20 protein-coding genes are annotated in these 21,573 nt (G+C 73.7%); 5 read left to right on the top strand and 15 right to left on the bottom strand.

Features of this window, described 5'->3' with window-relative positions:
* Positions 1-110 precede the first annotated feature (110 nt).
* Together E4U92_RS30545 and E4U92_RS30540 are read right to left on the bottom strand one after the other, a co-directional pair.
* A complete protein-coding gene (locus E4U92_RS30545) occupies positions 111-851 on the bottom strand; it encodes an HAD family hydrolase (protein WP_174864083.1) in 741 nt (246 codons plus the stop codon).
* Positions 848-1,534 carry a ScbR family autoregulator-binding transcription factor gene (locus E4U92_RS30540; protein WP_174864080.1) on the bottom strand — a complete coding sequence of 229 codons (687 nt, stop codon included), beginning with the start codon at positions 1,532-1,534 and terminating at the stop codon, positions 848-850. Before E4U92_RS30540 ends, E4U92_RS30545 begins: the two co-directional genes overlap by 4 nt.
* A gap of 133 nt (positions 1,535-1,667) precedes the next feature.
* On the opposite strand from E4U92_RS30540, the gene E4U92_RS30535 reads away from it, so the two are divergent.
* Complete coding sequence (locus tag E4U92_RS30535) at positions 1,668-2,603, top strand: ScbA/BarX family gamma-butyrolactone biosynthesis protein (RefSeq protein WP_168725228.1); 936 nt, start codon at positions 1,668-1,670, stop codon at positions 2,601-2,603.
* Here the strand turns inward: E4U92_RS30535 and E4U92_RS30530 are convergent.
* From E4U92_RS30530 to E4U92_RS30480, 11 genes are all read right to left on the bottom strand, one after another.
* The gene (locus E4U92_RS30530; protein WP_137303668.1) at positions 2,536-3,363 is read right to left on the bottom strand and encodes an HAD family hydrolase; all 828 of its coding nucleotides are present in this window, start codon (positions 3,361-3,363) and stop codon (positions 2,536-2,538) included. The genes E4U92_RS30535 and E4U92_RS30530 overlap by 68 nt on opposite strands.
* Positions 3,364-3,477: 114 nt before the next feature.
* Entirely contained in the window at positions 3,478-5,175 is a 1,698-nt protein-coding gene (locus E4U92_RS30525) for a 3-hydroxyacyl-CoA dehydrogenase family protein (protein ID WP_137303667.1), read from the bottom strand.
* A gap of 64 nt (positions 5,176-5,239) precedes the next feature.
* On the bottom strand, positions 5,240-6,205 hold the full coding sequence (locus tag E4U92_RS30520; RefSeq protein WP_137303666.1) for an aldo/keto reductase: 966 nt from the start codon (positions 6,203-6,205) through the stop codon (positions 5,240-5,242).
* 130 nt (positions 6,206-6,335) lie between these two features.
* Positions 6,336-7,571: a beta-ketoacyl-[acyl-carrier-protein] synthase family protein gene (locus tag E4U92_RS30515; RefSeq protein ID WP_373311745.1), complete on the bottom strand. Its 1,236-nt coding sequence runs from the start codon at positions 7,569-7,571 to the stop codon at positions 6,336-6,338.
* Between the two features lie 5 nt (positions 7,572-7,576).
* Complete coding sequence (locus E4U92_RS30510; RefSeq protein WP_067237474.1) at positions 7,577-7,840, bottom strand: acyl carrier protein; 264 nt, start codon at positions 7,838-7,840, stop codon at positions 7,577-7,579.
* 74 nt (positions 7,841-7,914) lie between these two features.
* Positions 7,915-8,955, bottom strand: coding sequence for a beta-ketoacyl-ACP synthase III (locus E4U92_RS30505; protein WP_137303665.1), 1,041 nt, complete (start codon positions 8,953-8,955; stop codon positions 7,915-7,917).
* Positions 8,952-10,649, bottom strand: coding sequence for an FAD-dependent monooxygenase (locus E4U92_RS30500; RefSeq protein WP_137303664.1), 1,698 nt, complete (start codon positions 10,647-10,649; stop codon positions 8,952-8,954). The genes E4U92_RS30505 and E4U92_RS30500 overlap by 4 nt, the downstream gene beginning before the upstream one ends.
* Positions 10,650-10,728: 79 nt before the next feature.
* Complete coding sequence (locus E4U92_RS30495) at positions 10,729-11,787, bottom strand: beta-ketoacyl-[acyl-carrier-protein] synthase family protein (protein WP_206666488.1); 1,059 nt, start codon at positions 11,785-11,787, stop codon at positions 10,729-10,731.
* A complete protein-coding gene (locus E4U92_RS30490) occupies positions 11,784-12,833 on the bottom strand; it encodes an AfsA-related hotdog domain-containing protein (protein WP_168725227.1) in 1,050 nt (349 codons plus the stop codon). The genes E4U92_RS30495 and E4U92_RS30490 overlap by 4 nt, the downstream gene beginning before the upstream one ends.
* 112 nt (positions 12,834-12,945) lie before the next feature.
* Positions 12,946-13,227, bottom strand: a complete 282-nt coding sequence (locus E4U92_RS30485) for an acyl-CoA carboxylase epsilon subunit (protein WP_137303662.1) — start codon at positions 13,225-13,227, stop codon at positions 12,946-12,948.
* Positions 13,224-14,840, bottom strand: a complete 1,617-nt coding sequence (locus E4U92_RS30480; RefSeq protein WP_137303661.1) for an acyl-CoA carboxylase subunit beta — start codon at positions 14,838-14,840, stop codon at positions 13,224-13,226. The genes E4U92_RS30485 and E4U92_RS30480 overlap by 4 nt, the downstream gene beginning before the upstream one ends.
* A 262-nt stretch (positions 14,841-15,102) precedes the next feature.
* Here E4U92_RS30480 and E4U92_RS30475 point away from each other — a divergent pair, with 262 nt between their 5' ends.
* Positions 15,103-16,038, top strand: a complete 936-nt coding sequence (locus E4U92_RS30475; protein ID WP_137303660.1) for an ACP S-malonyltransferase — start codon at positions 15,103-15,105, stop codon at positions 16,036-16,038.
* Between the two features lie 988 nt (positions 16,039-17,026).
* Positions 17,027-18,313, top strand: a complete 1,287-nt coding sequence (locus E4U92_RS30470) for a helix-turn-helix domain-containing protein (protein WP_137303659.1) — start codon at positions 17,027-17,029, stop codon at positions 18,311-18,313.
* A gap of 312 nt (positions 18,314-18,625) precedes the next feature.
* Here the strand turns inward: E4U92_RS30470 and E4U92_RS30465 are convergent, their stop codons facing one another.
* On the bottom strand, positions 18,626-19,066 hold the full coding sequence (locus E4U92_RS30465) for a hypothetical protein (protein WP_137303658.1): 441 nt from the start codon (positions 19,064-19,066) through the stop codon (positions 18,626-18,628).
* A 209-nt stretch (positions 19,067-19,275) separates the two neighbouring features.
* Here E4U92_RS30465 and E4U92_RS30460 point away from each other — a divergent pair, with 209 nt between their 5' ends.
* Positions 19,276-20,064: a maleylpyruvate isomerase family mycothiol-dependent enzyme gene (locus tag E4U92_RS30460; RefSeq protein WP_137303701.1), complete on the top strand. Its 789-nt coding sequence runs from the start codon at positions 19,276-19,278 to the stop codon at positions 20,062-20,064.
* Between the two features lie 97 nt (positions 20,065-20,161).
* Positions 20,162-20,524 (top strand): hypothetical protein, encoded by a 363-nt coding sequence (locus E4U92_RS30455; RefSeq protein WP_206666487.1) that lies wholly within the window; start codon positions 20,162-20,164, stop codon positions 20,522-20,524.
* Positions 20,525-20,568: 44 nt separating this feature from the next.
* Here the strand turns inward: E4U92_RS30455 and E4U92_RS30450 are convergent, their stop codons facing one another.
* The gene (locus E4U92_RS30450; protein ID WP_137303657.1) at positions 20,569-21,477 is read right to left on the bottom strand and encodes a PfkB family carbohydrate kinase; all 909 of its coding nucleotides are present in this window, start codon (positions 21,475-21,477) and stop codon (positions 20,569-20,571) included.
* Positions 21,478-21,573: the final 96 nt, after the last annotated feature.

Below are 21,573 nucleotides of genomic sequence, written 5' to 3'. Positions count from 1 at the left end.
CACGGGCCCGGGCCGGCCGTGCGCCTTCCGTACGAGGCCCCGTGCATCCGCCGCACATCCCCCCGCACGGGTTCGTACGCACCCCGTACGGGACCCGTGCGGCCGGCGCGCTACCCGGCCGCCGCCACCCGCTCCCCGGCCGGTCCGGCGGCCGGTCCGGTGGTCCACAGCGTGCCGGCCGCCGCCTCGGCGTCCACGGTGCGCAGCAGCCGTTCGTCGATCTCGTCCAGGCCGGCCACCCGGTGGCGCACGCCGGCCCGGCGCATCAGCTCGCCCTGGTGGCTGTGCTCGAAGTCGCTGGGGCGGCCGATGAACGGCGCGCCGAGCGCGCGGGCCGCCTCGGCGACGCGGGCCACGTCGTCGACGAAGAGGACCTGGCCGTGCTCGAGGCCGAAGTGCGCGGTGATCTCGCGCAGCCCGGGACGCACGTCGTTGGTGCACAGGTAGTGCGGAGGGGTGAACAGGTGGGCCAGGGAGCCCAGGTGCTCGTCGAAGTGGGACTTGGCCAGGCCGCCGTAGCAGACCACGTCCAGTCCCGCGGCGGCGAGCCGGTGCAGCAGCGCCTCGGCGCCGGGCGTGACGTGGACGGGGTGGTCGGCGAGGTAGGCGGCGCGCTCCTCGAAGTAGGCGGCCAGCGCCTCCTCGCCGGTCAATTCCTGCGGCACCGCCGCCGCCATGGCGCGCCCGGCGTCGCTCTGGCGCTGGGAGAAGACGCTGCGTTCGACGTCGGCGGACCAGACGCCGCCGCGGCGGGTGACGAAGCGGTGGATCAGCGGGCTGAAGGTGTCGTTGAGCAGGACACCGTCGATGTTGACGGCGGCCAGTCTGAGCCGGTGCAGGCGGTCGGTCATGGTCGGGTTCCCTCCCCTTCGGCGGGCGCGCTCAGGGATGTCCACAGGGACAGGGCGCGCTCCTCGCTGTTCTCGATCCCGTCGAGTGCCGGGCCGGTGGCGATGCCGGGCAGCAGCAGCCGCCACATGCTGACCGTGCGGCGGGGCAGGTCGGCCCGCCGGGACACCACCTGCGCGTACTCCTGCATGCCCGTGCAGGCGCCGACGACGAACTCGGCGAGCTCCTCGGTGCGTACGTGCTCGCGCAGTTCGCCCTGGGCGCGCGCCACGTCCAGGCAGTCCTGGAAGCTGCGGGCCCAGACCGTGTACGGCGTGGCGTCCTGCAGGCCGCTGGCGGCCTGTTCGGCGGTCAGCCGCACACCGGCCCGCAGCAGCGGGTCGGCCTGCAGCGAGTGCGACCAGATGAGGGTGATGTCCACCAGGCGCTGCAGGCCGGTCGTGGGCACGTGCGGCTCGATGGTGCTGCGCTGGGCGTTCATCACCTCCTGCGCGAGGTTCTGCTTGTCCTTGAAGTGGAAGTACAGGGCCCCCGCGGTCACCCCCGCGCGCTGCAGGATCTTGTTGATCCCCGCGCCGGCGTAGCCGAACTCGTCGAAGACCTCCGCGGCAGCCTTCAACAGCTGCTCTCGGGTGTGAATCGCGCGCTCCTGCTTGAGCGCGCGACTCGTGTTCGCTCGTGCCATGGCTGCATCCCGGTCTCGACAAGAAAAAGAACGTCCTCTATGTTACTGGCCGTGGCGCCGCCCCGCCAGGGGTGTGGGGGCAGCGCATGTCGGTGCGGGACTCAACGGCCGCACACAACAGGGGGGTACACACATGAACACGTCGATGACGACCGTCGCCTCGAGAGCGCCGCGCGTGGAGAAGGGCCTGGTCCACAAGCACGACGCCGGGCAGGTGCTGCTGTCGGGCCTCGAGCGCCTGGGCCCGGACGAGTTCCTGATCGCGGCCGACTGGACCGACACCGCCGGCCTGGGGGACGGCGCCGTCCTGCTCACGGAGACGATCCGGCAGACCTTCCCGCTGCTGTCGCACGCCGGGTACGACGTCCCCTTCGGCCACCGCCTGGCGTGGAGCGAGTACCGTTACGCGCTGAACCTGCCCTCGCTGCGCGAGAACGGCATCGGCGGCCGGCCCGACCTGCACATCCGCTGCTACGACGTGATCCGCCGGCGCGAACGCGTCACCGGCCTGTCCCTGCACATCACCGTGGTGCGCGACGGCGAGCAGCTGGCCACCGCCCACACCCGGTTCACCATCCAGCCGCCCGCCATCTACGACCGGCTGCGCGGCCCCCGCGGGGATGCCCACCGCATGCTGGAGCTGGCCCGCAGCCGCCCGCTGCCGCCGCCGGTCGCCGGGGCCGGCGAGGAGTTCCGCGACGTGGTGCTCTCGCCCACCGACGCCACCGACCGCTGGCAGCTGCGGATCGACACCCACCACCCCATGTACTTCGACCACCCCGGCGACCACGCCCCCGGCATCCTCCTGCTGGAGGCGGCCAAGCAGGCCGTGCGCACCCTGCGCCACCCGCGCGTGGGCGTCGCCGAGGCGATGGAGACCGTCTTCCACCGCTACGTCGAACTCGACTCGCCCTGCTGGGTCGACGCCCAGCTGCTGCCCGACGACCAGCTCGGGCGGGCCCGCTTCCTGGTGACCATGCACCAGGAGGGCCGGCTGTGCTTCACCGCGCTGGTGTCGGTGGCCAAGCAGGAACCGGGGCGGGAGCAGGCGCGGCCGGCGGCCGGCTGAGCGCGGCAGGACCGACCCCCGGCAGGGTGCCCCCGCCCACCCCGGCGACGTGCGCGCCGAGGACCAGGTCGTCGCCGACCGCGACGGGGTGGCCCACGGACCGCAGCAGGTCCAGGTCGGAGGCGTGATCGGCATACGCGGCGGCGCGCGAGGGATCCACCGCGCGCCGCCGCATCAGTGCGCGCGCCAGCCGGCCCTTCTCGGTGCCGATGACCGGGCGCTGCACCACGCCCGTGCAGTACCCGCCCTCGTACGACGGCTCGCTGCACAGGATCTCGTCCGCGCCCAGGAGTTCGGCCACCGGCTCCAGGCAGGGCCGGAACGAGCCCGACACCAGGACGATCCGCGCCCCGCGGGCCCGGTGGCGGGCCAGCGCGTTGACCACCGGCAGGTGCAGCAGGGTGCCGCAGGCCAGTTCCGCGTCGAACCAGGCCCGCCCGTGCGCGAACAGCTCCTCGCGCGGGCGCCCCGCGTACAGCCGGTAGTACTCCCGGTTGGTGACCAGCCGCGATATCCCCGCCGCCGACCTGCGCCGCAGGGTGCCCGCCGCCTGGTCGTACGCCGACTCCGGCAGCCCGCGCTCGCGGTAGTGGAAGCGCAGGAAGCGGAACATGCTCTTGACGGTGATCAGCGTCTCGTCGACGTCGAAGAACGCGAGGTCCACGGGGGCGGGGTCGCCGCCGGCGGATTCCCGCGCCCGCTCGTCCTGCGGTGCCGCGGGCGCGGGCTGGGGGACGGTGGTGGTCCGGGCGTGTGACATGGCTTGGGCCTTCCGGTCGGGTGACAGGGGTGAAGCCGGGCGGCGGCCCCCGGGGGAGGTCGGGGCCGCCGCCCGGCTGTTCGGGGCGGCCGGCCGGCAGGGCCGGCCCGCGGCTCAGGCGGCGGCGGCGACCGGGGCGGCCGCGCGGGCGGCGAGGTGGGTGCGGGTGTTCTTGCCGGGGGTCTTGCGGCCCAGGTGACCGGCCTCGACCAGCTCCTGCAGCAGCGCCGCCGGGCGCGGCGCCCGCAGCCGCGGCTCGGCCTGAAGGCGCCGCTGCACCTCCAGCGCCACGTCCGCGCCCACCGTGTCCAGCAGCCGTACCGGGCCGAGGGGCTGGCCGCCGACCGACTTCACGGCCGCGTCCAGGGCGGCGGTCGTCGTCTCGTCCGCGTCGAGCAGCTCCAGCGCCTGGTTCAGGTAGGGGAAGAGCAGCGCGTTGACGATGAAACCGGCCCGGTCCCCGCACGCCACGGTCTGCTTGCCCAGCCGCTCGGCGACCGCGCGGGCCCGGGCCAGGGTGTGCTCGCTGGTGCCCGCCAGGGCGACCAGCTCCACGAGCCGCATCAGCGGGGCGGGGTTGAAGAAGTGCAGGCCCAGCACGTCGGCGGGGCGGCCCGCGGGCTCGGTGCACTGGGCCACCGACAGGCTGGAGGTGGAGGTGGCCAGCAGGGCGTGCGGCGGGCACACCTCGCCCAGCTCCGCGAACAGCCGCCGCTTGACGGCGAGGTCCTCCACGACGGCCTCGACGACGATGTCCGCGCCGCCCAGCACCGAGCGGTCGGTGCCCGCGGTGAACGCGGCGTGGCCGCCGGGCTCCTGCTCGCCCGCCGTGGCGGTGCGCCCCAGTGCGAACTCCACGCGCTCGGCGGCGGCCCGGGCGCTGTCCTCGCTGCGGGCCAGCAGCGTGGTGGCGAAACCGCCGCGCACGAAGCACTCGGCGATGCCGGTGGCCATGGTCCCCGAGCCGACGACCACGACACGGCAGCCGGGCGGGGCGGTCGGCTGCACGGGCCGCTGCGCGCCGCCCGCGCTCCCGTGGACGTGGAAGCCGCGGCCGCTCTTGCGGCCGAGCGCGCCGGCCGCGATCAACTCGTCGAACACCGGCGCCGGTTCGCTGTGCCCGTCGTCGCGGGCGAGGCGGGAGAGCAGGTCGCGCGCGGTGTCCAGGCCGATCGCGTCCAGCACCGCCAGCGGGCCCTGCTCCCAGCCGCAGCCCAGCCGCAGGGCGGTGTCGACGTCGTCGGCGGTGGCGTACCCGTCGTGGACCATCCACGCGGCCCGGTTCAGCAGGCCGAGCAGCAGGCCGGGGGCGAGCGAGCCGGGCCGGTCCAGGACCCGGTGCGCGCTGATCCCGGCCGTGGCGAGGACCTCCTCCAGCCGTTCGGCGGCGCCCTGCCCGGCGTGCGGGCCGTGGGCGACCTCCACCGCGTCCAGGGCGTCGGCGCGCAGGAAGCGCAGCGCGAACAGGTCGGGCCCGGCCGCCTCCTCCAGCGCGGTCAGCGGCGTGGTGAGCGCGGTGGTCGCGACGGGGGTGCGGGGGGCGAGGTGCGGGCGTATCGCGGCCAGGACGCGGCGTTTGAGCGCGGCTGGTTCCGGCACGGCCTCGATGACGAGGTCGGCGCGCGCGACGCTCTCCAGGGAGCGGGTGAGGGTCACCGGGTGCCCGGGCCGGTCCTGCAGGCGGGCGCGCTCCAGGGCGCCGGGGTCGTCGTCGACGCCCACGACGTCCAGCCCGGCGCCGGCCAGGTGCCGCACCAGCGCAAGACCGGCACCGCCGAGCCCTACGACGACCACGGTGAACTGCTCGGACATGGTGTGCTCCTGTCGGTAGAAGAAGGGGGAAAGCGCGGTGGGGCGGGGCGAAACAAGGGGGGTGTCAGTAGCGGTCCCCGGCGGCCGGCGGCGCCGCGTCCAGCTCGTCCAGGTCCTCACCGGTCAGGCGCAGCCCGGCCGCGGCGAGGTTGTCCGCCAGGTAGCGGGGCTGCTTGGTGCCCGGGATCGGCACGACGTGCTCGCCCTGGGCCAGCGTCCAGGCCACCGCGACCTGCGCCGCCGTCGCCCCGTGCCGCGCGGCGACCTTCTCCACGGTCCGCGTGATCCGCAGGTTCGCCTCGAACACCTCCTGCGCGAAGCGCGGGTTGCCCGCCCGGAAGTCGCCCGCCTCGAAGTCCGCGGGCCCGCCGTAGCGGCCGGTGAGGAACCCGCGCCCCAGCGGGGCGAACGGCACGAACGCCGCCCCGTGCGCGGCGCACCAGCCGGAGATCCCGGTCCCGGCGTCCAGCGGTTCGCGGGTCCACAGGGACAGTTCGGACTGCACGGCGGCCACCGGGTGGATCCCGTGGGCGCGGTCGGCCTGCTCGCGGGTGACCTCCGACAGCCCGAGGTGGCGCACCTTGCCCGCCCGCACCAGCTCGGCCAGGGCGCCCCAGGACTCCTCCAGGGGGACGGCCGGGTCGACCCGGTGCAGGTAGTACAGGTCGATGACGTCGACGCCCAGGCGCTGCAGCGAGGCGTCGGCGCAGCGCCGGATGCGCTCGGGCGAGCCGTCGCGGCTCAGCGTGCGGGTGGCGAGGTCGTCCACGACGATCCCGGTCTTCGTCGCGACCACGGCGTCCTCGCGGCGCCCGGCCAGGGCCCGGCCCACGAGCCGCTCGTTGTGGCCGGCGCCGTAGGCGTCGGCCGTGTCCAGCAGGAGAGGGCCCGCGTCCAGGGCCTGCCGGATCACCGCGACCGACACCTCGTCGTCGCGCCGGGACTCGTCGTAGCCCCAGCTCATGCCCATGCAGCCGAGACCGACGGGGTGGACGGACAGCCCGGTGGGGCCCAGGACGCGCGTTGTCACGGGGAGTTCCTTCCGCAAGCAGAAAAATGAAGAGAGGAGAGGGAGAAGAAGAGAGGCAAGAAAGGAGTCATGGGGGCGGGCCCGGAGGGCCGGGGCGGTGGGGCACCCCGGCGCCTCCGCCGGTGCACCCTCAGGCCGCCGCCGTGAGGACCAGCGCGGCGTTGTGCCCGCCGAACCCCAGCGACGTGCTGGCCGCGACGCTGATCGGCCGGTGGCGGGCGGAGCGGGTGACCACGTCGATGTCGACGTCGATCGAGGGGTCCAGCGACTGCACGTTGGCGGTGGGGGGTATCGCGCCGTGGTACAGCGACAGCGCCGTGTACGCGGCCTCGACCGCGCCCGCCGCGGCGAGGGTGTGCCCGGTGACGCCCTTGGTGGAGGTGACCGCCGCCCCGGCGCCGAGGACCGAGTGCAGTGCGCGGGCCTCGGTCAGGTCGTTCATCGGGGTGGACGTGCCGTGCGCGTTGACGTGCTCCACCTCGTCGGGCAGCACGCCGGCGTCGTCCAGCGCGGCCCGCAGCGCCCGCGCCAGCCCCTCGCCGCGCGGGTGCGGGGCGGTGGCGTGGTGCGCGTCGGAGGTGGCGCTGAACCCGGCGATGTCGGCGTAGCGCCGCGCCCCGCGGGCGGTGGCGTCCGCGCACCGCTCCAGGACGAGGATCGCCGCGCCCTCACCGGCCACGAAGCCGTCCCGGTCCGCGGCGAACGGCCGCGACGCCGCGCCCGGGTCGTCGGTGCGCCCCGACAGCGCGCCCATCCGGGACAGCCCGTTGAGCGTGCCCGGGCTGATCGCGGACTCGGTGCCGCCGGCCAGCACCACGTCGCACAGGCCGGACAGCAGCCATTCGCGGGCGGTGCCGATCGCGGACGCCCCCGAGGCGCACGCGGTCGCGGTGACCAGGCTGGGTCCGTGGATGCGCAGGTCCATCGCGACGTACCCGGCGACCATGTTGACCATGCTCATGGGGATCATCAGCGCGGACACGTCCTCGGGGGTGCCCTCGCAGTAGGTGCGCAGCTGCTTCTCCAGGGTGCTCGCGCCGCCCAGGGAGTTGCCGATGACGACCCCGACGCGGGTGCAGTCCCACGAGCCGGTGTCCAGGGCGGCGTCGGCGACGGCCTGCCGGGCGCCGACCACGGCGAGCTGGGTGAAGCGGTCCAGCTTCCAGGCGGTGCGCCGGCCCAGTTCGGCCGTGGGGTCGAAGCCGGGGACGCGGCAGGAGATGTCGACCTTCTCGCCCTTGAGCTCGGGGTCGGTGGCGGCGGCGGAGACCCCGGACAGCACGCGCCGCCAGTTCTCCTCCACCCCGATCCCGGCCGGGGTGACCAGGCCCATGCCGGTGACCGCGACCCCGCGGCCCCGGGCCACGCCGCTCACGACCGATCCGCCTTCGCACGGATCACGGCGACGGCCTCGTCCAGGGTGAAGGACGACTTCAGCTCGCCCTCCTCCAGGACGATGCCCAGGTCCTTGCGCAGGATCAGGCTCAGCTCCACCAGGATCAGGGAGTCGATCTCCAGCTCGTCGAAGGTGGCGCCGGACGCCAGCTCCGCCTCGTCGAGGCCGAACTTCTCGCTGATCAGCGCGGAGACGCGGTGCTTGAGGGACTCCTGGGTCGGCATGACGGGAGCGCTCATGATGGTGGTTCCTTCCGGTGAGATGCTCGAATTCCCAATGAATTCGAGGGTTTTGTAGGGGTTTGTACGGTGGTTCAGCGGTGCGGTCGGCCGGTTTCCAGCTCCGGCCAGACCAGTGCGGCCGATCCCCAGGTGAGCCCGCCGCCGAAGCCGGTGAGCAGGACCCGGTGACCGGGCTGGAGCTCCCCGCCGGCGACGGCGTCGCGCAGGGCGAGCGGGATCGAGGCGGCGACGGTGTTGCCGACCCGGTCGAGGTTGGCGACGATCTGCTTCTCCTCCAGGCCGAGTTGCTCGCCGACCGCGTTGAGGATGCGGATGTTGGCCTGGTGCGCCACGACCTTGTCGACCTCGGCGGCGCTCCAGCCGACCCGCTCCAGCAGGCTCTGCGAGGAGCGGCTCATGTCCAGCACGGCCCGGGTGAAGACGGGCCGGCCGTCCATGGTGAAGAACTCCTCGCCCGCGGCCGCCGGTCCGGGCACCGAGCGCTGCCGGGAGCCCCCGGCGCGCACGGTGATCAGGTCGGCGCCGGAGCCGTCGCTGCCCAGGTCGAAGCCGAGCAGGGCGCCCGGCTCGCCCGCCTCGCCGGCCCGCAGCACCACCGCTCCGGCGCCGTCGCCGAAGATGGCCCGGGTGGTGCGGTCGGCGGGGTCGAGGATCGTGGAGAAGGTGTCCGCGCCGATCACCAGGGCCCGCCCGGCGACCCCCGCGGTGATCATCGAGGCGGCGGTGGCCAGGGCGTACACGAAGCCCGTGCACACCGCCGACACGTCGAAGGAGGCGACGTTGCCCAGTCCGAGCCGGTGCGCCACGTCCGGCGCGGTGGCCGGGCAGGGCCGGTCCGGCGTGCTGGTGGCGAGCACCACGAGATCGACGGGGCCGACGCCGGGGTCCGGCCGGTCGGCCGTGCCGCGGGCCGAGGCCAGCGCCTGCGCGCCGGCCTGCACCGCCAGGTCGGAGGTGGACTGGCCCGGGGCGACGACGTGGCGCTGCCCGATCCCGGTCCGGGTGCGGATCCACCGGTCGGAGGTGTCGAGCTGCGCGGCCAGTTCCTCGTTGGACACGATCCGCTCGGGCAGCGCCCCGCCCAGCCCGCACAGCACCGCCGCGCGGCTCACGACGCCAACTCCTCGGCCACACCGGCCACGTCGGCCGTGACCTCGTCGGCGGGCCCCGCTCCGGGTGCCGTGCGCGCGGCGGGGACCGTCAGCGCCCGGACCGTGCCCGCGGCCGCCGGGCGGAAGCTGCTGCCCGCGCGGCGCAGCGCGGTGCGCACCGCCGTCGCCTCCGGCGCGACGATCGCCGCGACGTGCCCGTCGGGACGCACCACCAGGGCGCGGGGCGCGGTGCCGAGCAGCGGGGCGAAGCCCGGCCAGCCGGACACGTCCCGCACGGGCACTCCCTCGGGCACGGCCGCCGTGACCGAGGCGCGGGCGGCCAGCCACGCGGCGTCCTGGCGGGCGCCGGCCCACAGCATCACCGTCAGCCGGGCCGGGTCGATCGCCGGCCAGCGCTCGGCGTCCGGCTGGGGGGTGTCGTGCGCGGCGAACACCGGCAGCCGGTCGCCGGTGCGGATGCGGCGGGTCAGTCCCGGCAGGGTGTCGCGCAGGGACTCGGCCGGCCGGTAGCTGACGTCGTGCTGGGCCATCAGCGGGGCGCCGAAGCGCTGGAGCACGCCGGTGCGGTGGGCCAGGCGCACCGTCGCGTCGCGCAGGGCGAGTTCGTGGCGCCGCTTGAACAGGCCCCAGCTCGTCTGCTTCGCGGTGGTCAGCACTATGCGCTCGGCGGCCAGGCGCCGGTCGGTGTCGTAGGTGTCGAGGATGCCCGGTTCGAAGGCGCCGCGCACCACACCGGCCAGCTTCCAGGCGAGGTTGACCGCGTCCTGGATGCCGGTGTTCATGCCCTGCGCGCCGGCCGCGCTGAACACGTGCGCGGCGTCGCCCGCGAGGAACACCCGTCCGGCCCGCATGGTCTCGGCGACCCGGCGCCGGGCGCGGAAGATCGTGGACCACTCCAGCTCGCCCACGATGCCCGGGCGCGGGGAGCGTTCGTCGACGAACCGCTGGAACAGCTCCGGCGGCGGCCCCTGTTCCCCGCGCCAGTCCGGGACGCTGATGGCCAGGCGGTAGGTCCCGCCGCCGAACGGCGCGATGCCCAGGGCGCCGGAGCGCGAGTAGCAGTAGACCAGGGCGTGCTGGTCCAGGTCGCCGGCGACGGGGCCGTCACCGATGGCGAACAGGACGTCGTTGCCGGTGCCGAGGAGCTCGATGCCGGCGAAGCGGCGCACCGCGCTGTGCGCGCCGTCCGCGCCGATGACGTACTCGGCCTCGATGCGGTCGGTGCTGCCGTCGGCGCGGCGCACCTCGGCGACGGGCCGGGGACGGGAGGTGTCGAGCCCGGTGAGGGTGCCGAACTCGATCTCGCCGCCGTAGGCGGCCAGGCGGGTGCGGATGACCTCCTCGGTGGTGTCCTGCGGGACGACCACACCGAACGGGTAGGGGGTGCCGGCGAGCCGGCTCATCTCCACGGCGCCCAGGTGGCGCTTGTCGGAGTAGTACTGCACCGAGTCCAGCCGGTTGCCGCGCTCGATCAGCGGCTCACTGGCGCCGATCCGGCCGAGCAGCTCCAGGCTGCGCGGCCACACGACGCTGGCCCGCGAGTGCTGCTGGGGCTGGGCGGCCGCGTGGTCGACCAGCCGGACCGGCACGCCCTGCGCGAGCAGCTCGGTGGCCAGGACGAGTCCGACGGGACCCGCGCCCACGACGAGGACGGGACGCCGTTCACCGGGCCCCCCGCGCTGAGGGAACGTCATGACAGTGCCTTTCCAGGATGGTGGGAGGAGGAAGGTGAAGGGGGGAGCAGGGGCGCTCCGGCGGGCCCGGGCCGCGGGGTCAGGTGCGGCGCACGACGGCCGCGCTCCAGGTGAACCCGGCGCCCGCGCTCAGCACGGCCGCGTGAGCGCCGGGCGGCAGGCGGTGCGGGCCGCTGTCGTCGGCCAGCGCGGCCAGGTTGGACAGCAGGTCCCCGGCGCCGAGGTGCCCGGTGCGCTCGCCCAGGTCGGCGACGGGTGCGCCGGTGACCTCGGCGACGGCGGGGCCGTAGACGTCGCGGGCGGTGGCCCGCCCCAGTCGCGGCAGCAGTACGGTGCTCAGCCGCCCGCCGCCGTCCGCGCCGCCGAGGCCGGCCTCGGCCAGGGCGTCGGCGAGGACGGTGGTGGTCTCGCGCCGCAGCCGGCCCAGGAAGGCCTCGCGGCCGCCCTGCGCGGCGAGGAACGCCTTCTTGGTGCGGCGCACGTCCACCGCGGCGCTGCGGGTGTGCGGTGCCGGGTGGAAGGCGTCGGTGTCACGGTGGGCGCTCTCCAGCTCAGGCGCCGCCCGGGTGACCAGGGCGCACAGGGTGAGCGCGCCGGCCGGGGCGGGCCCGGTGCCGGCGACGGCGGCGGTGGCGCCGTCGCCGTACCAGACGCCGTAGTCGCCGTGCCACCGGTCGAAGCCGGGGGGTGCGAAGCGGTCGGCGGTGGTGAGGAGCACCGGCCCGCCGCCGGGGTGCGCGGTGAGCTGGTGCAGCGCGCCGCGCAGGGCCGCCCCGGCGCCGTTGCACATCTGCTGCACGCCGGTGGGGACGGCGTCCAGCGCGCCGGTGCGGGCGGCGACGTAGTGGGCGGGCGACCAGAAGTCGTGGCCCTGGTAGTAGGTCCAGGCGTGCCAGAGCGCGCCGATGTCCTCGGCCGGCAGGCCGGCCCGCGCCAGTGCGCGCCGGGCGGCGCGCACCGCCATCTCGGGGGCCGACGGGCCGTCGGAGACGGGCAGTTGCTCATAGCCCATCGCGTCGGCCTCCTCGGCGGTGATCCGCCCGGCGGCCAGCGCGTCCGCCGTCTTCTCGGCGGCCGGCGGCAGCCACTGGGCGGGCACCAGCCACACCCCGGCGGCGCCGGTGCCTTCGGTGCTCACAGGCACTCCTCGCCCTCGAGGAGCGCGGTGCCGGTGGAGGCGGTGGTGGTGTGCATCTGCCCGGAGGCGATGACGTCGCCGTCCTGCTCGAAGTCGATGTGGAAGGTCCGCAGGTCCGGCAGCATCAGGCTGAGGTTGTCCTCGTGCGCGTAGGGCTCGGTCTTGCGGATGTGCACGGTGGTGGGGGAGTCGAGCTCGGCGTAGCGGGTGAAGGAGAACTCGAACCCGGCGACCGTGCTGCGGCTGACCGAGGCGCCCCACAGGTCCGACACCCCGAGCAGGCACAGCTGCCGGGCGGCCTCCATGAGCACCATGCCGGGCACGTGGTCCTGGCCGTGGTCGAACATGCTGCGGTTGTCCAGCGGCACCCGCACCGTCGCGGTGGCGTTGTCGCTGCCCACGGTGGCGTCGGCGAGGACGACGTTGGCCGGGTCGCTGCGGCCCACCAGGTGGGGGGTGACGTAGGAGGTCTGGCGCGGCAGGTCCTTGAACGGCACCAGCGGCCGGCCGCGGCCCTGCAGGCGCACCTGGTCGTAGACCTCGGCGGGGATGTAGCCCACGTCCATGCGCACGAAGCCCAGGCAGCGCTGGGCGAGCTTCATGTCGATGCCGAACGACAGCCGGCGCACGTCGCCGGGGGTGCCGCGGCGGTTGCTGGTGCGCACCGAGATCCGCAGCTCGCCGGGCCGCTCCTCCTGCGGCAGGGTCAGCAGCCCCGGCAGCTCCATCGACCAGTTGCGCAGCAGGAACTTGCTCGTGCGCGAGACACCGGCGTACTCGTGGCCGCCGTAGGTCTCGGCCTGCCGGCAGCACTCCAGCAGCAGCATCGGGTCGGGGGCGTTCAGCCGCGAGCCGTGCTCGGTGTAGTAGGCGTGCAGCGGGGGCAGCTGGGCGGCGGCGAGGTACTCCTCGTCACCGGTCTTGCGGGCGTCGGTGAGGAACACCTCCGAGAGCGCCCAGCGGTGCAGCAGGGAACGGTCCACGGTGCGCATGAATTCGAGATTCGCGGCACCCGGCAGACACGTCTTGCGTTCGGCGGGGTTCATTTCTTCGTCCTCCTGAGGCGGCGCGAGTGGGCGGGAATCCACGTCGATTCCCCCTTTTCTCGCTCTGTTTTCATTGTCGGGGGGGTCGGCAAAGCGCTCACTAAAAGCGGGCTCAAAGCACCCAGGCGAGCGGGCTGCGCCAGGCGTGGCCGGCCCGGTCCCAGGTGGCCCGCGGCGCGGCACCGGCCGCATCACCGCCGGCACCGGCGGCGGCGTCCGCGCGGCCGTGCAGCGCCACCAGGACGGCGACGAGCGCGGCGAGTTCGTCGGCGTCCGGGTTGCCGCGCACCACGCGGAACGCGGCCTCGCGCAGCAGCTCCAGCGGCCCGGCCGCACCGACGGCCGTCCGCGCGGCGCCGGCCGGGGCAGCGGCGGCGTCCGGGCGGGCGCTCACAGCGGGGTGATCCCGTGCTTGCGCTGGGGCAGCGCCCGGTGCTTGGTGTGCAGCATCTCCAGCGCGCGGGCGAGCACGGCGCGGGTCTCGCCCGGCTCGATCACGTCGTCGACGAGACCGCGTTCGGCGGCGTAGTAGGGGTGCATCAGCTCCGAGCGGTACTCCTTCACCATCTGCGCGCGCACCGCCTCCGGGTCGTCGGCCTCGGCGATCCGGCGCCGGAAGATGACGTTGGCGGCGCCCTCCGCGCCCATCACCGCCACCTCGTTGGTGGGCCAGGCGAACGACAGGTCCGCGCCCACCGACCGCGAGTCCATGACGATGTAGGCACCGCCGTAGGCCTTGCGCAGGATCAACTGGATGCGCGGCACGGTGGCGTTGCAGTACGCGTACAGCAGCTTCGCGCCGTGCCGGATGATCCCGTTGTGCTCCTGCTCCACCCCGGGCAGGAACCCGGGCACGTCCAGCAGGGTGACCAGCGGGATGTTGAACGCGTCGCACAGCGACACGAACCGGGCGGCCTTCTCGCTGGCACGGATGTCCAGGACACCCGCGCTGACCAGGGGCTGGTTGGCGACGACGCCGACGACGTGCCCGTCGATGCGGGCCAGCGCGCACACCACGTTGGCCGCCCAGGTGGGGTGGGTCTCGAAGAAGTCGCCGTCGTCGACGATCTCCTCGATGACCTCGCGCACGTCGTAGCCGCGCGCGGGGTCCGCCGGCACCAGGTCGGCGAGGCGGTCGGTGCGCCGCCCGGCCGGGTCCTCGCCGCGCAGCACCGGCGGTGCCTGGCGGTTGTTGGAGGGCAGGTACGACAGCAGGTAGCGCACGTCCTGCAGGCAGCTCACCTCGTCGTCGTAGGCGAACGCGGCCACCCCCGACACCGAGGCGTGCACGTCGGCGCCGCCCAGCTCGTCCATGCTGACCTGCTCGCCGGTGACGGCGCGCACCACGTCCGGCCCGGTGATGAACATCTGCGACACGCCCCGCACCATGAAGGTGAAGTCGGTCAGCGCCGGCGAGTAGGCGGCACCGCCCGCGCACGGCCCGAGGATGACGCTGATCTGCGGGATGACCCCGGAGGAACGGGCGTTGCGGCTGAAGATCCCGCCGTACCCCGCCAGCGCCGTCACCCCTTCCTGGATGCGCGCGCCGGCCCCGTCGCACAGGCTCACCAGGGGCGCGCCCGAGGCCTCCGCGAGGTCCATCAGCTTGTGGATCTTCGCGGCGTGCGACTCGCCGAGGGCCCCGCCGAAGATCCTGAAGTCGTGGGCGTAGACGAACACCTGACGCCCCTCGACGGTGCCCCAGCCGGTGACGACGCCGTCGGTGTGCGGCCGCCTGTCCTCCAGCCCGAACCCGGTGGCGCGGTGCCGCCGCAACGGCTCCAGCTCGGTGAACGACCCTTCGTCCAGCAGCAGTTCGACGCGCTCACGGGCGGTGAGCTTGCCGCGTGCGTGCTGCGCCTCGGTGGCGCGCTGCCCGGGCCCGGCCTGCACCTCGGCCCGCAGCCTGCGCAGTTCCTCCACGCGCACGTGCATGGTGTCGGCCCGCAGGGGCTGTTGTGCGGCCTCGACCGCGTCCTGCGGGGGTTTCTCGACCACGGTGGTCATGCAGTGCCTCCCGTCCCGTATGCCGGTCCGTCGCTCCGTCGGTGAATCACGGGAACGAGAGTCGGCCCTGCGCGGCAATGCCTGACTCAAGCCGGGAAAAAGCCGGGAGAAATCCGGGGGGAGAGGCGGGAAAAGGCCGCCGCAGGAACCGGGGAAAACTCTTGTGCGGCTCTTGAGCGAGCACTTGGTGATCACCGTGCCGTCCCTTGAGGAAAGGCCGCACAAGATGATCCGGACGCCCCCGACCGACGGAGGAAAAACCATGGAGACGCACGTCGAGGAATCGGCCGCCCCCCGGATCGCCGTCCTGTTCCCCGGCCAGGGCGTGCAGCGCCCCGGCATGGGCGAACCCTGGCGCGACACCCCCTCCTGGGCCCTGGTGGAGGAGGTGGCCCGGGCCTCCGGCTTCGACGTGGCCCACCTGCTGCTGGCGGCCGACCAGGAGACGCTCTCGCGCACCGACCACGCCCAGATCTCGGTGTTCACCGCCTCCCTGCTGGCCTGGTCCGAGTTCCGCCGCACCGACCCCGCGGCCGACGTGGTGGCCGTGGCCGGCCACAGCCTGGGCGAGTACGCGGCGCTGGTCGCGGCCGGAGCGCTGTCGGTGGCCGACGGCGCCTGGCTGGTGGGCGAGCGCGGCCGCGCCATGGCGGACGCCGCCCGGCTGCGCCCCGGCGCGATGGCCGCGGTGATGGGCGCCGGCCCGGACGCGGTCCAGGCCCTGGTGGCCGCCGAGCGGGGCGATCTGTGGGTGGCCAACCACAACAGCCCCCAGCAGACGGTGATCGCGGGCAGCCGCACGGCCGTGCGGGCGGCCGCGGCCCGGGCGGCCGAGGCGGGCCTGCGCTGCACGGTCCTGCCGGTCACCGCGGCCTGCCACACCCCGCTCATGGCCCCGGCCGCCGCCCCGCTGCGCCGGGCCCTGGAGCTGACACAGTTCACCGCCGGCCAGATCCCGGTCGTCGCCAACGTCGACGCCACCGCCCGTCAAGGCGGCCCGCACTGGCGGGAGCTGTGCACCCGTCAGCTCACCGGCCCGGTCCACTGGACCGCGACACTGCGCGTCCTGAGCGAGACCCTGGCGGCCACGACGTTCCTGGACATCGGCCCCGGCGCCACCCTCTCCGCGCTGACCCGCCGCAACCTCCCCGACGCCGAGTCGCTCCGCTTCCGGGCACCGGCCGTCCAGGGCGCCTGACGCACGCGCCGGGGGCCACGTGTGCTGGCCGGGCGTCGGACCATACAGGTCTCAAGTGCAACCACGGTGAAGCCAGCGGGTCGGCTTCCGCAGAGGCCGGTGTTGTCTGCAGATCGTCAACAGGCCGTTCTGTTGTAGTGCCCCACCGGGTAATGGTCCGACCAGCCGGTATGTGGCGACAGTGACGGATGCCACACAGTTGATATTTAACCGGTCACACATCGGTCGTGACCGCGTCAGTAGGCGTAGACCCCGTCCTCACCCCTGGCCCTCACGTGGTGTCACGACTCGGGAAACACCCCCTCAGCAGCCGTTGTTCGATCCCGTGTTCGCCGGTAACCGCGTCGAGCTCAAGGCGGTACAAGAATCAACTAGCCGTCAAACTTCGATTGATGAACGAAGTTGGTGCTGGCTGGTCGCGCACGGACCGGTGTTGTATGCCCGGCCCGGTATGCTCATCATCGGCATCTTCTCTCGCGGCGTAACCCGTCGATCGGTTGACCCGATCGGGGCCGATCGGCTCCGCGACCGAGAGGAGGTGTTGTGCGGATGGGAAACCCGCCGGAAGGCGGGGAGCGGAACGACCGGAAGATCTTCAAGAAGATCCTCGGTTGGCTAACGTTCCAGGCACTGGGTGTCTGGCTGCGTAGCCTGATCGAGCATCACTTGTAGACGTCAAAGGCCCCCTGCTGCAACAGAGGGCCTTCCGGGAGCGAGCTCCCCAGACGCTGGCCCTGCCCTCCGCCCACGGAGTAGCTAACCGTGGAGGTGCAGGGCCGCTTTCATAACCGATACACGCGGACCAGGGTCCCCAAACCGTGCGGCCGACGGCGTCCAACGTCGCGCATTTCCGCGTAAGCATCCACCAGTTCTGCCGCTAAAAAACACGGCAGGCCAGGTGAGGCTCACGCAGGTCGTGCATGTGAGACGTCCGTGGCTCTTGGATGGTACCTCTAAACTGGTCCCTTCGACGAGGAAGAGCACACGAATGGCGCGGGGCCTGGCACATTTCAGCGCTGCGGAGCTGCGGGCACAGCGGATGAACGTCTACGCGCGTCCGGGCGGGTCATCCATGACCGCCGAGGAACTAGCGAGGGCTGTCGGAGCGAGCAAGGCGCAGATCCTGGCCTACGAGAACGGGCACCGAGTGCCAGACCCGCCACGGCTGCGAGCCCTTGCCCGGGCACTGGGGATCCACACGTCCCTGCTCATGGACCGTGCTAGGCAGAAGACGTGGACGCTCGCAGACTTTCGGCGTGCCTCCGGGCTGCGGGCGCAGGACGTCGTGGACCGCCTGAGGGTTTCCCCGAAGAACTATCGGCGGTTCGAGAACGAAGGCATCGTGCCCAGCCGTAGCCCATTGTTCGTGGACGAGGTCGCAGAGGCTCTGGGGTTGCCCCGCCCCACCGTTGAACAGGCGATAGACCGGACCCCTGCCGTAAGACGCCGCCAGGCACGTGCCACCGAGCTGGTGGTAGCACTGGCGGAACGCTACGTTCCCCAGCGTGGGCCGTGGCGGGGGCCCGCGCTCGATGACCCTGAGCTGATCGAACTGTCCGCCGCCTACGGCCGCCCCGTACAGCGGCTGCGCCGCGTGCTTACCTACGAACTCGGCGAGCTGAGGCAGAGCCAGGTACGGGCTTACCGCGAGCGGGTTATCGCAGACTTCGACACAGATCGCGACCGTCAGACCAGCGCGCAGCAGGCTGTGGACCGCTGGACTGACGTCTTCACCCGAGACCTGGCCCGGATCCCACGCCGCCTGGAGCTCTTCCACCGCACAGCGCAGCCCTCGGACGTATGGCAGCTTCTTGTCGACCTCTACAACGTCGACGCGATGGCGCGCCTGGAGGCAGGCACATGGGCAGTCACCCGCTTGCTGTGCAACAACTCCGATGTGCTGTCCCCCTACCTCGTCCAGCAGCACACCGTTCACGATGTACCTGTCTGCCGCCTATCCAACCCCGGCGCGGTTCACGTACTCACCTTCGCCGGACTGTACGCAGCGCTGTATCCGGGCGTGCGTAGACCGATCCGCCACAACGCTCGCTCCAACATCAAGGGGCGGGGGGCCAGTCAGGAGACCTTCACGCTGCCCAACAGGCCTGAGCGCCTGGCTGTACCTCACCCGGTACTGGAGAACGCGCGAGTAGTGGCAGGGCCCAAGGCGCACCTGGCTCTGAGCCTGAGCCCTTCGCACGACCTCATCGTCGGGGCGACCGCCCTGTGGGCCGTACCTGCAAATACTCCTTTGCCGAGCGATGACAGAGACTGAGGAGAGACAACTCGAGCTCTCGGTTCGGCCGGGGCCGCAGCCGTACCTGGGCCCGGCCGCGGAGCATGCGGGCCGGATGGGCTGCCTGCCGGCGCCGGGAGGCGTTGTCCCGTCTGGCTGAGTCGACGGGCGGCCCTCTGATCGCTGCCCGGGCACTGGAAGCGGGCGCTGATCCGGAAACCGAGCGCCCCAGGGTGGACGCCCGCCCAGGCGCCCCGCTGCCGCCCGCCGCTGCAAGGTGTGGACCGCCCACACCGAGGTGGACCAGGACAATCGGATGGGCCTGGTCCAGCTCATGTACATGCCGCCGGGTCAAGGGCACAGACCCAGGTCCGAGTTGTAGTAGATGTCGATCGTGCCGCTCCAGACCATGCACCGGCCGGCCTCGGGCAGGTCCTTGTACACCGGGCCCGCGTAGGCCGTGTAGGAGCCGGCGTCGCGGGCCGGGGTGCTGCTGACCGGCCACGTGTCCAGGGTGACCTCCATGAAGACGCGGGCGCCGGGCTTGCTGCGCACGGTGACGGCGCACCACTGCCGGTCGGCGGAGCTGTAGGCCACGTAGGTGGTGGCGGCGACGGTCCGCTGCGAGGACATCACCGGAGTCGACGTGAAGACCTCGTACCCCGCGCCGCACGCCCCGTTGTAGGCGCCGGCGGTGGCGGCCGAGGCCGGTGCGGTCGCGGCGAGCGTGCCGCCCAGCGCCAGTACGGCGAGGGCGCTTGCGGTGGCTGCCGTGCGGCGGATCGGCTTCATGGTGGTTCCCCCTTGTCGGTTCACGGCGGGACGGCCGGTCCTCGCCGCCCACGCACAGTGAGACCGACGATCCCCGCTGACCGTTGTGGCCCGTTGTGTCCCGGTCCTGTCACCACGGTCACAGGATCCGTTACGACCGCTCCCGCCGCGCCGGCTGCGATATTCGCTGTCCGGCCGGCGCGCCACGGTGATAGACAGCCGCTGTGGCCATGACACTTCAGTTCTCCGACCTGCGGCGGCTGACGGACGAACGGGCGAGGGCCTTCCGCGCCGCGGTCGCCTCCGCGCCCAGCCTCGACGCGCAGGTGCCCACCTGCCCCGGGTGGACGCTGCACGACCTGGTGCAGCACCTGGGCGGCGGGGACCGCTTCTGGGCCGCCGTCCTCGGCGCGGGCCCCGCCGACACCCCGCCGGCCGACGCCGTCGTCGAGCGGGCCGCGCTGAGCGCGCCGCGCGAGCGCGCGGCCCTGCTGGACTGGTCGCGCGAGTCGACCCGGCTGCTGCTGGGCGCGCTGGGTGAGGCGGGCCCGCAGCGCGGGTGCTGGACCTGGTGGGGCACCTCGCACTCGCCGCAGAGCTCCGGCGCCGTCGCCCGCCACCGGCTCCAGGAGACCGCGGTGCACACCTGGGACATCCAGCTCGTCACCGGCGCCCCGCAGCCGCTCGCGCGGGAGGTGGCACTCGACGGCGTCGAGGAGTTCCTGTCCACCTGCTGCGCCACGACGGCCGCCTGGCCGCACGAACCCACCGCCCTCGACTTCCACGCCACCGAGGGCCGCTCCTGGCGCCTCACGCTCGACGGGGACGGCGCACGCCCCACCCGCCTGCCCGCCACCGGCCAGGCCCCCGAGGGCACCCCCGGCGCCCGCGTCAGCGCCACGGCCGGCGAACTCGTCCTCTACCTCTACGACCGCATCCCCGCCGACGGTGACCGCGTACGCATCGACGGGGACCCGGCCCTGCTCGACCAGCTGCGCGCCTGGGACCCGCAGGAATAACACCTGGCACCTGACAAGCCGTCATGTGCTGCGCGGCGCACGCTCGTTCACCTACCGTGTCGGTGCCGTGCCCTTCCGAGCCGAGGAGACCGTCCCCGTGACCGTGCCAGCGTTACGCCAGCCGTCCCAGCCGATGCCGCGCACCGCCCTGGCGGGCCTGCTCACCGCCGCCACCGCCGTCCTGACGGCCCTGATGCTCGCCCTCACCCAGTCCGCCGCCTACGCCGGCGGCCCCTACCGGTGGGCGCACGACGGCAACGTCGGCCAGCGCCTGACCGTCTGCGCCCAGACACTCGACGTCCGCAGCTCCTACGGCGGCGCGGCCTTCGGCCGGCTCACCTACGGGCAGACGTTCACCATGCACCAGAACTACGCGGAGTTCGGCAGCGAGTACGTGCGCGGCTTCGCCTGGGGCGACGTCAACGCCGAAGGGTTCGTGCAGAACGGCTGGTTCTGCTGACCCGGCCCGCGCCGTTCCCCTCCGGGTGACCGCCGCCCCCCTTTTCAGCGGGACACCGCCCGGCCCGCGCCCGGTCCGCCTTCGGCCGACGCCGGCGTGGGCCGGCCGCAGCCGAAGGCGGACTCCACGAAACACTGCCGGTAGGCGGCCTGCGCCCCCTGCTCCAGGGCGTGTTCGAGGGCTTGGGGGGCCGGGCGGGTGCGCCGGGACCAGCCCGCGCGCAGCAGCGACACGGCGAACCCGGCGAGGAAGGCGTCCCCGCAGCCCATCGTGTCGGTCAGGGCGCCCGGATCGGCGGCGCGGGCCGGCGCGCCGAGCGTGAGGCGGCCGTCGTGCACGAGCGCCCCGTCCAGGCCCCGGGTGGCCAGCGCCAGGCCCGCACCCCGCCCGGTCACCTCGGCCAGCAGCGCCGCCGTGGCCGCCTCGTCCAGGTGCGAGCAGGACAGCAGGGCCAGGTCGACGTGCGGGCAGACGCGGTCGAGGTAGGCGGGGGTGCGGTACTCCTCCTCGTCGGAGAAGTCGAAGCTCACCAGCGGGCCGGCCGCGGCCAGCCGGGGGAGCTGGGACTCGGTGGCGGAGTAGACGCTGGAGTGCACGAGCGTGAACGACGCGGCGTAGGCCGTCAGGGCGCCGTCCAGGACCAGCGGCCGGCGCACCAGGTCGCCGCCGGGGTCGTAGCCGAGGAAGACCCGGTCGCCGCCCTGCACGTGCAGGGTGGAGACCGAGGTCGCGCCGGGGCGCACGACGCTGCGGTCCACGGCGACGCCCTGGGCCGCCACGGCCGTGCGCAGGAAGGCGCCCAGGTCGTCGTCGCCGAACACCCCCAGGTAGGCGGCGTCCAGGCCGAGCCGGCGGGCGTAGACGGCCACGTTGACGCAGTTGCCGCCGGGGTAGTCGGTGGCGCGGTCCACGAAGCGGTCGACGGTGTTGTCGCCGAAGCCGAGGACGTTCATCAGGGTCTCCCGAGGCGCGGACGCGGCGTGCGGCGCACGCGGCGCCCGCCGTGGGCGCGCCGGTACCCCGCAGGGCACCGGCGCGCGCGGACGGAC

Source organism: Streptomyces galbus (genome assembly GCF_005280195.1).
GTDB lineage: Bacteria > Actinomycetota > Actinomycetes > Streptomycetales > Streptomycetaceae > Streptomyces > Streptomyces galbus.
Note: the sequence above shows the minus strand (reverse complement) of the source record. Positions and strands in the feature narration are given on the sequence as shown.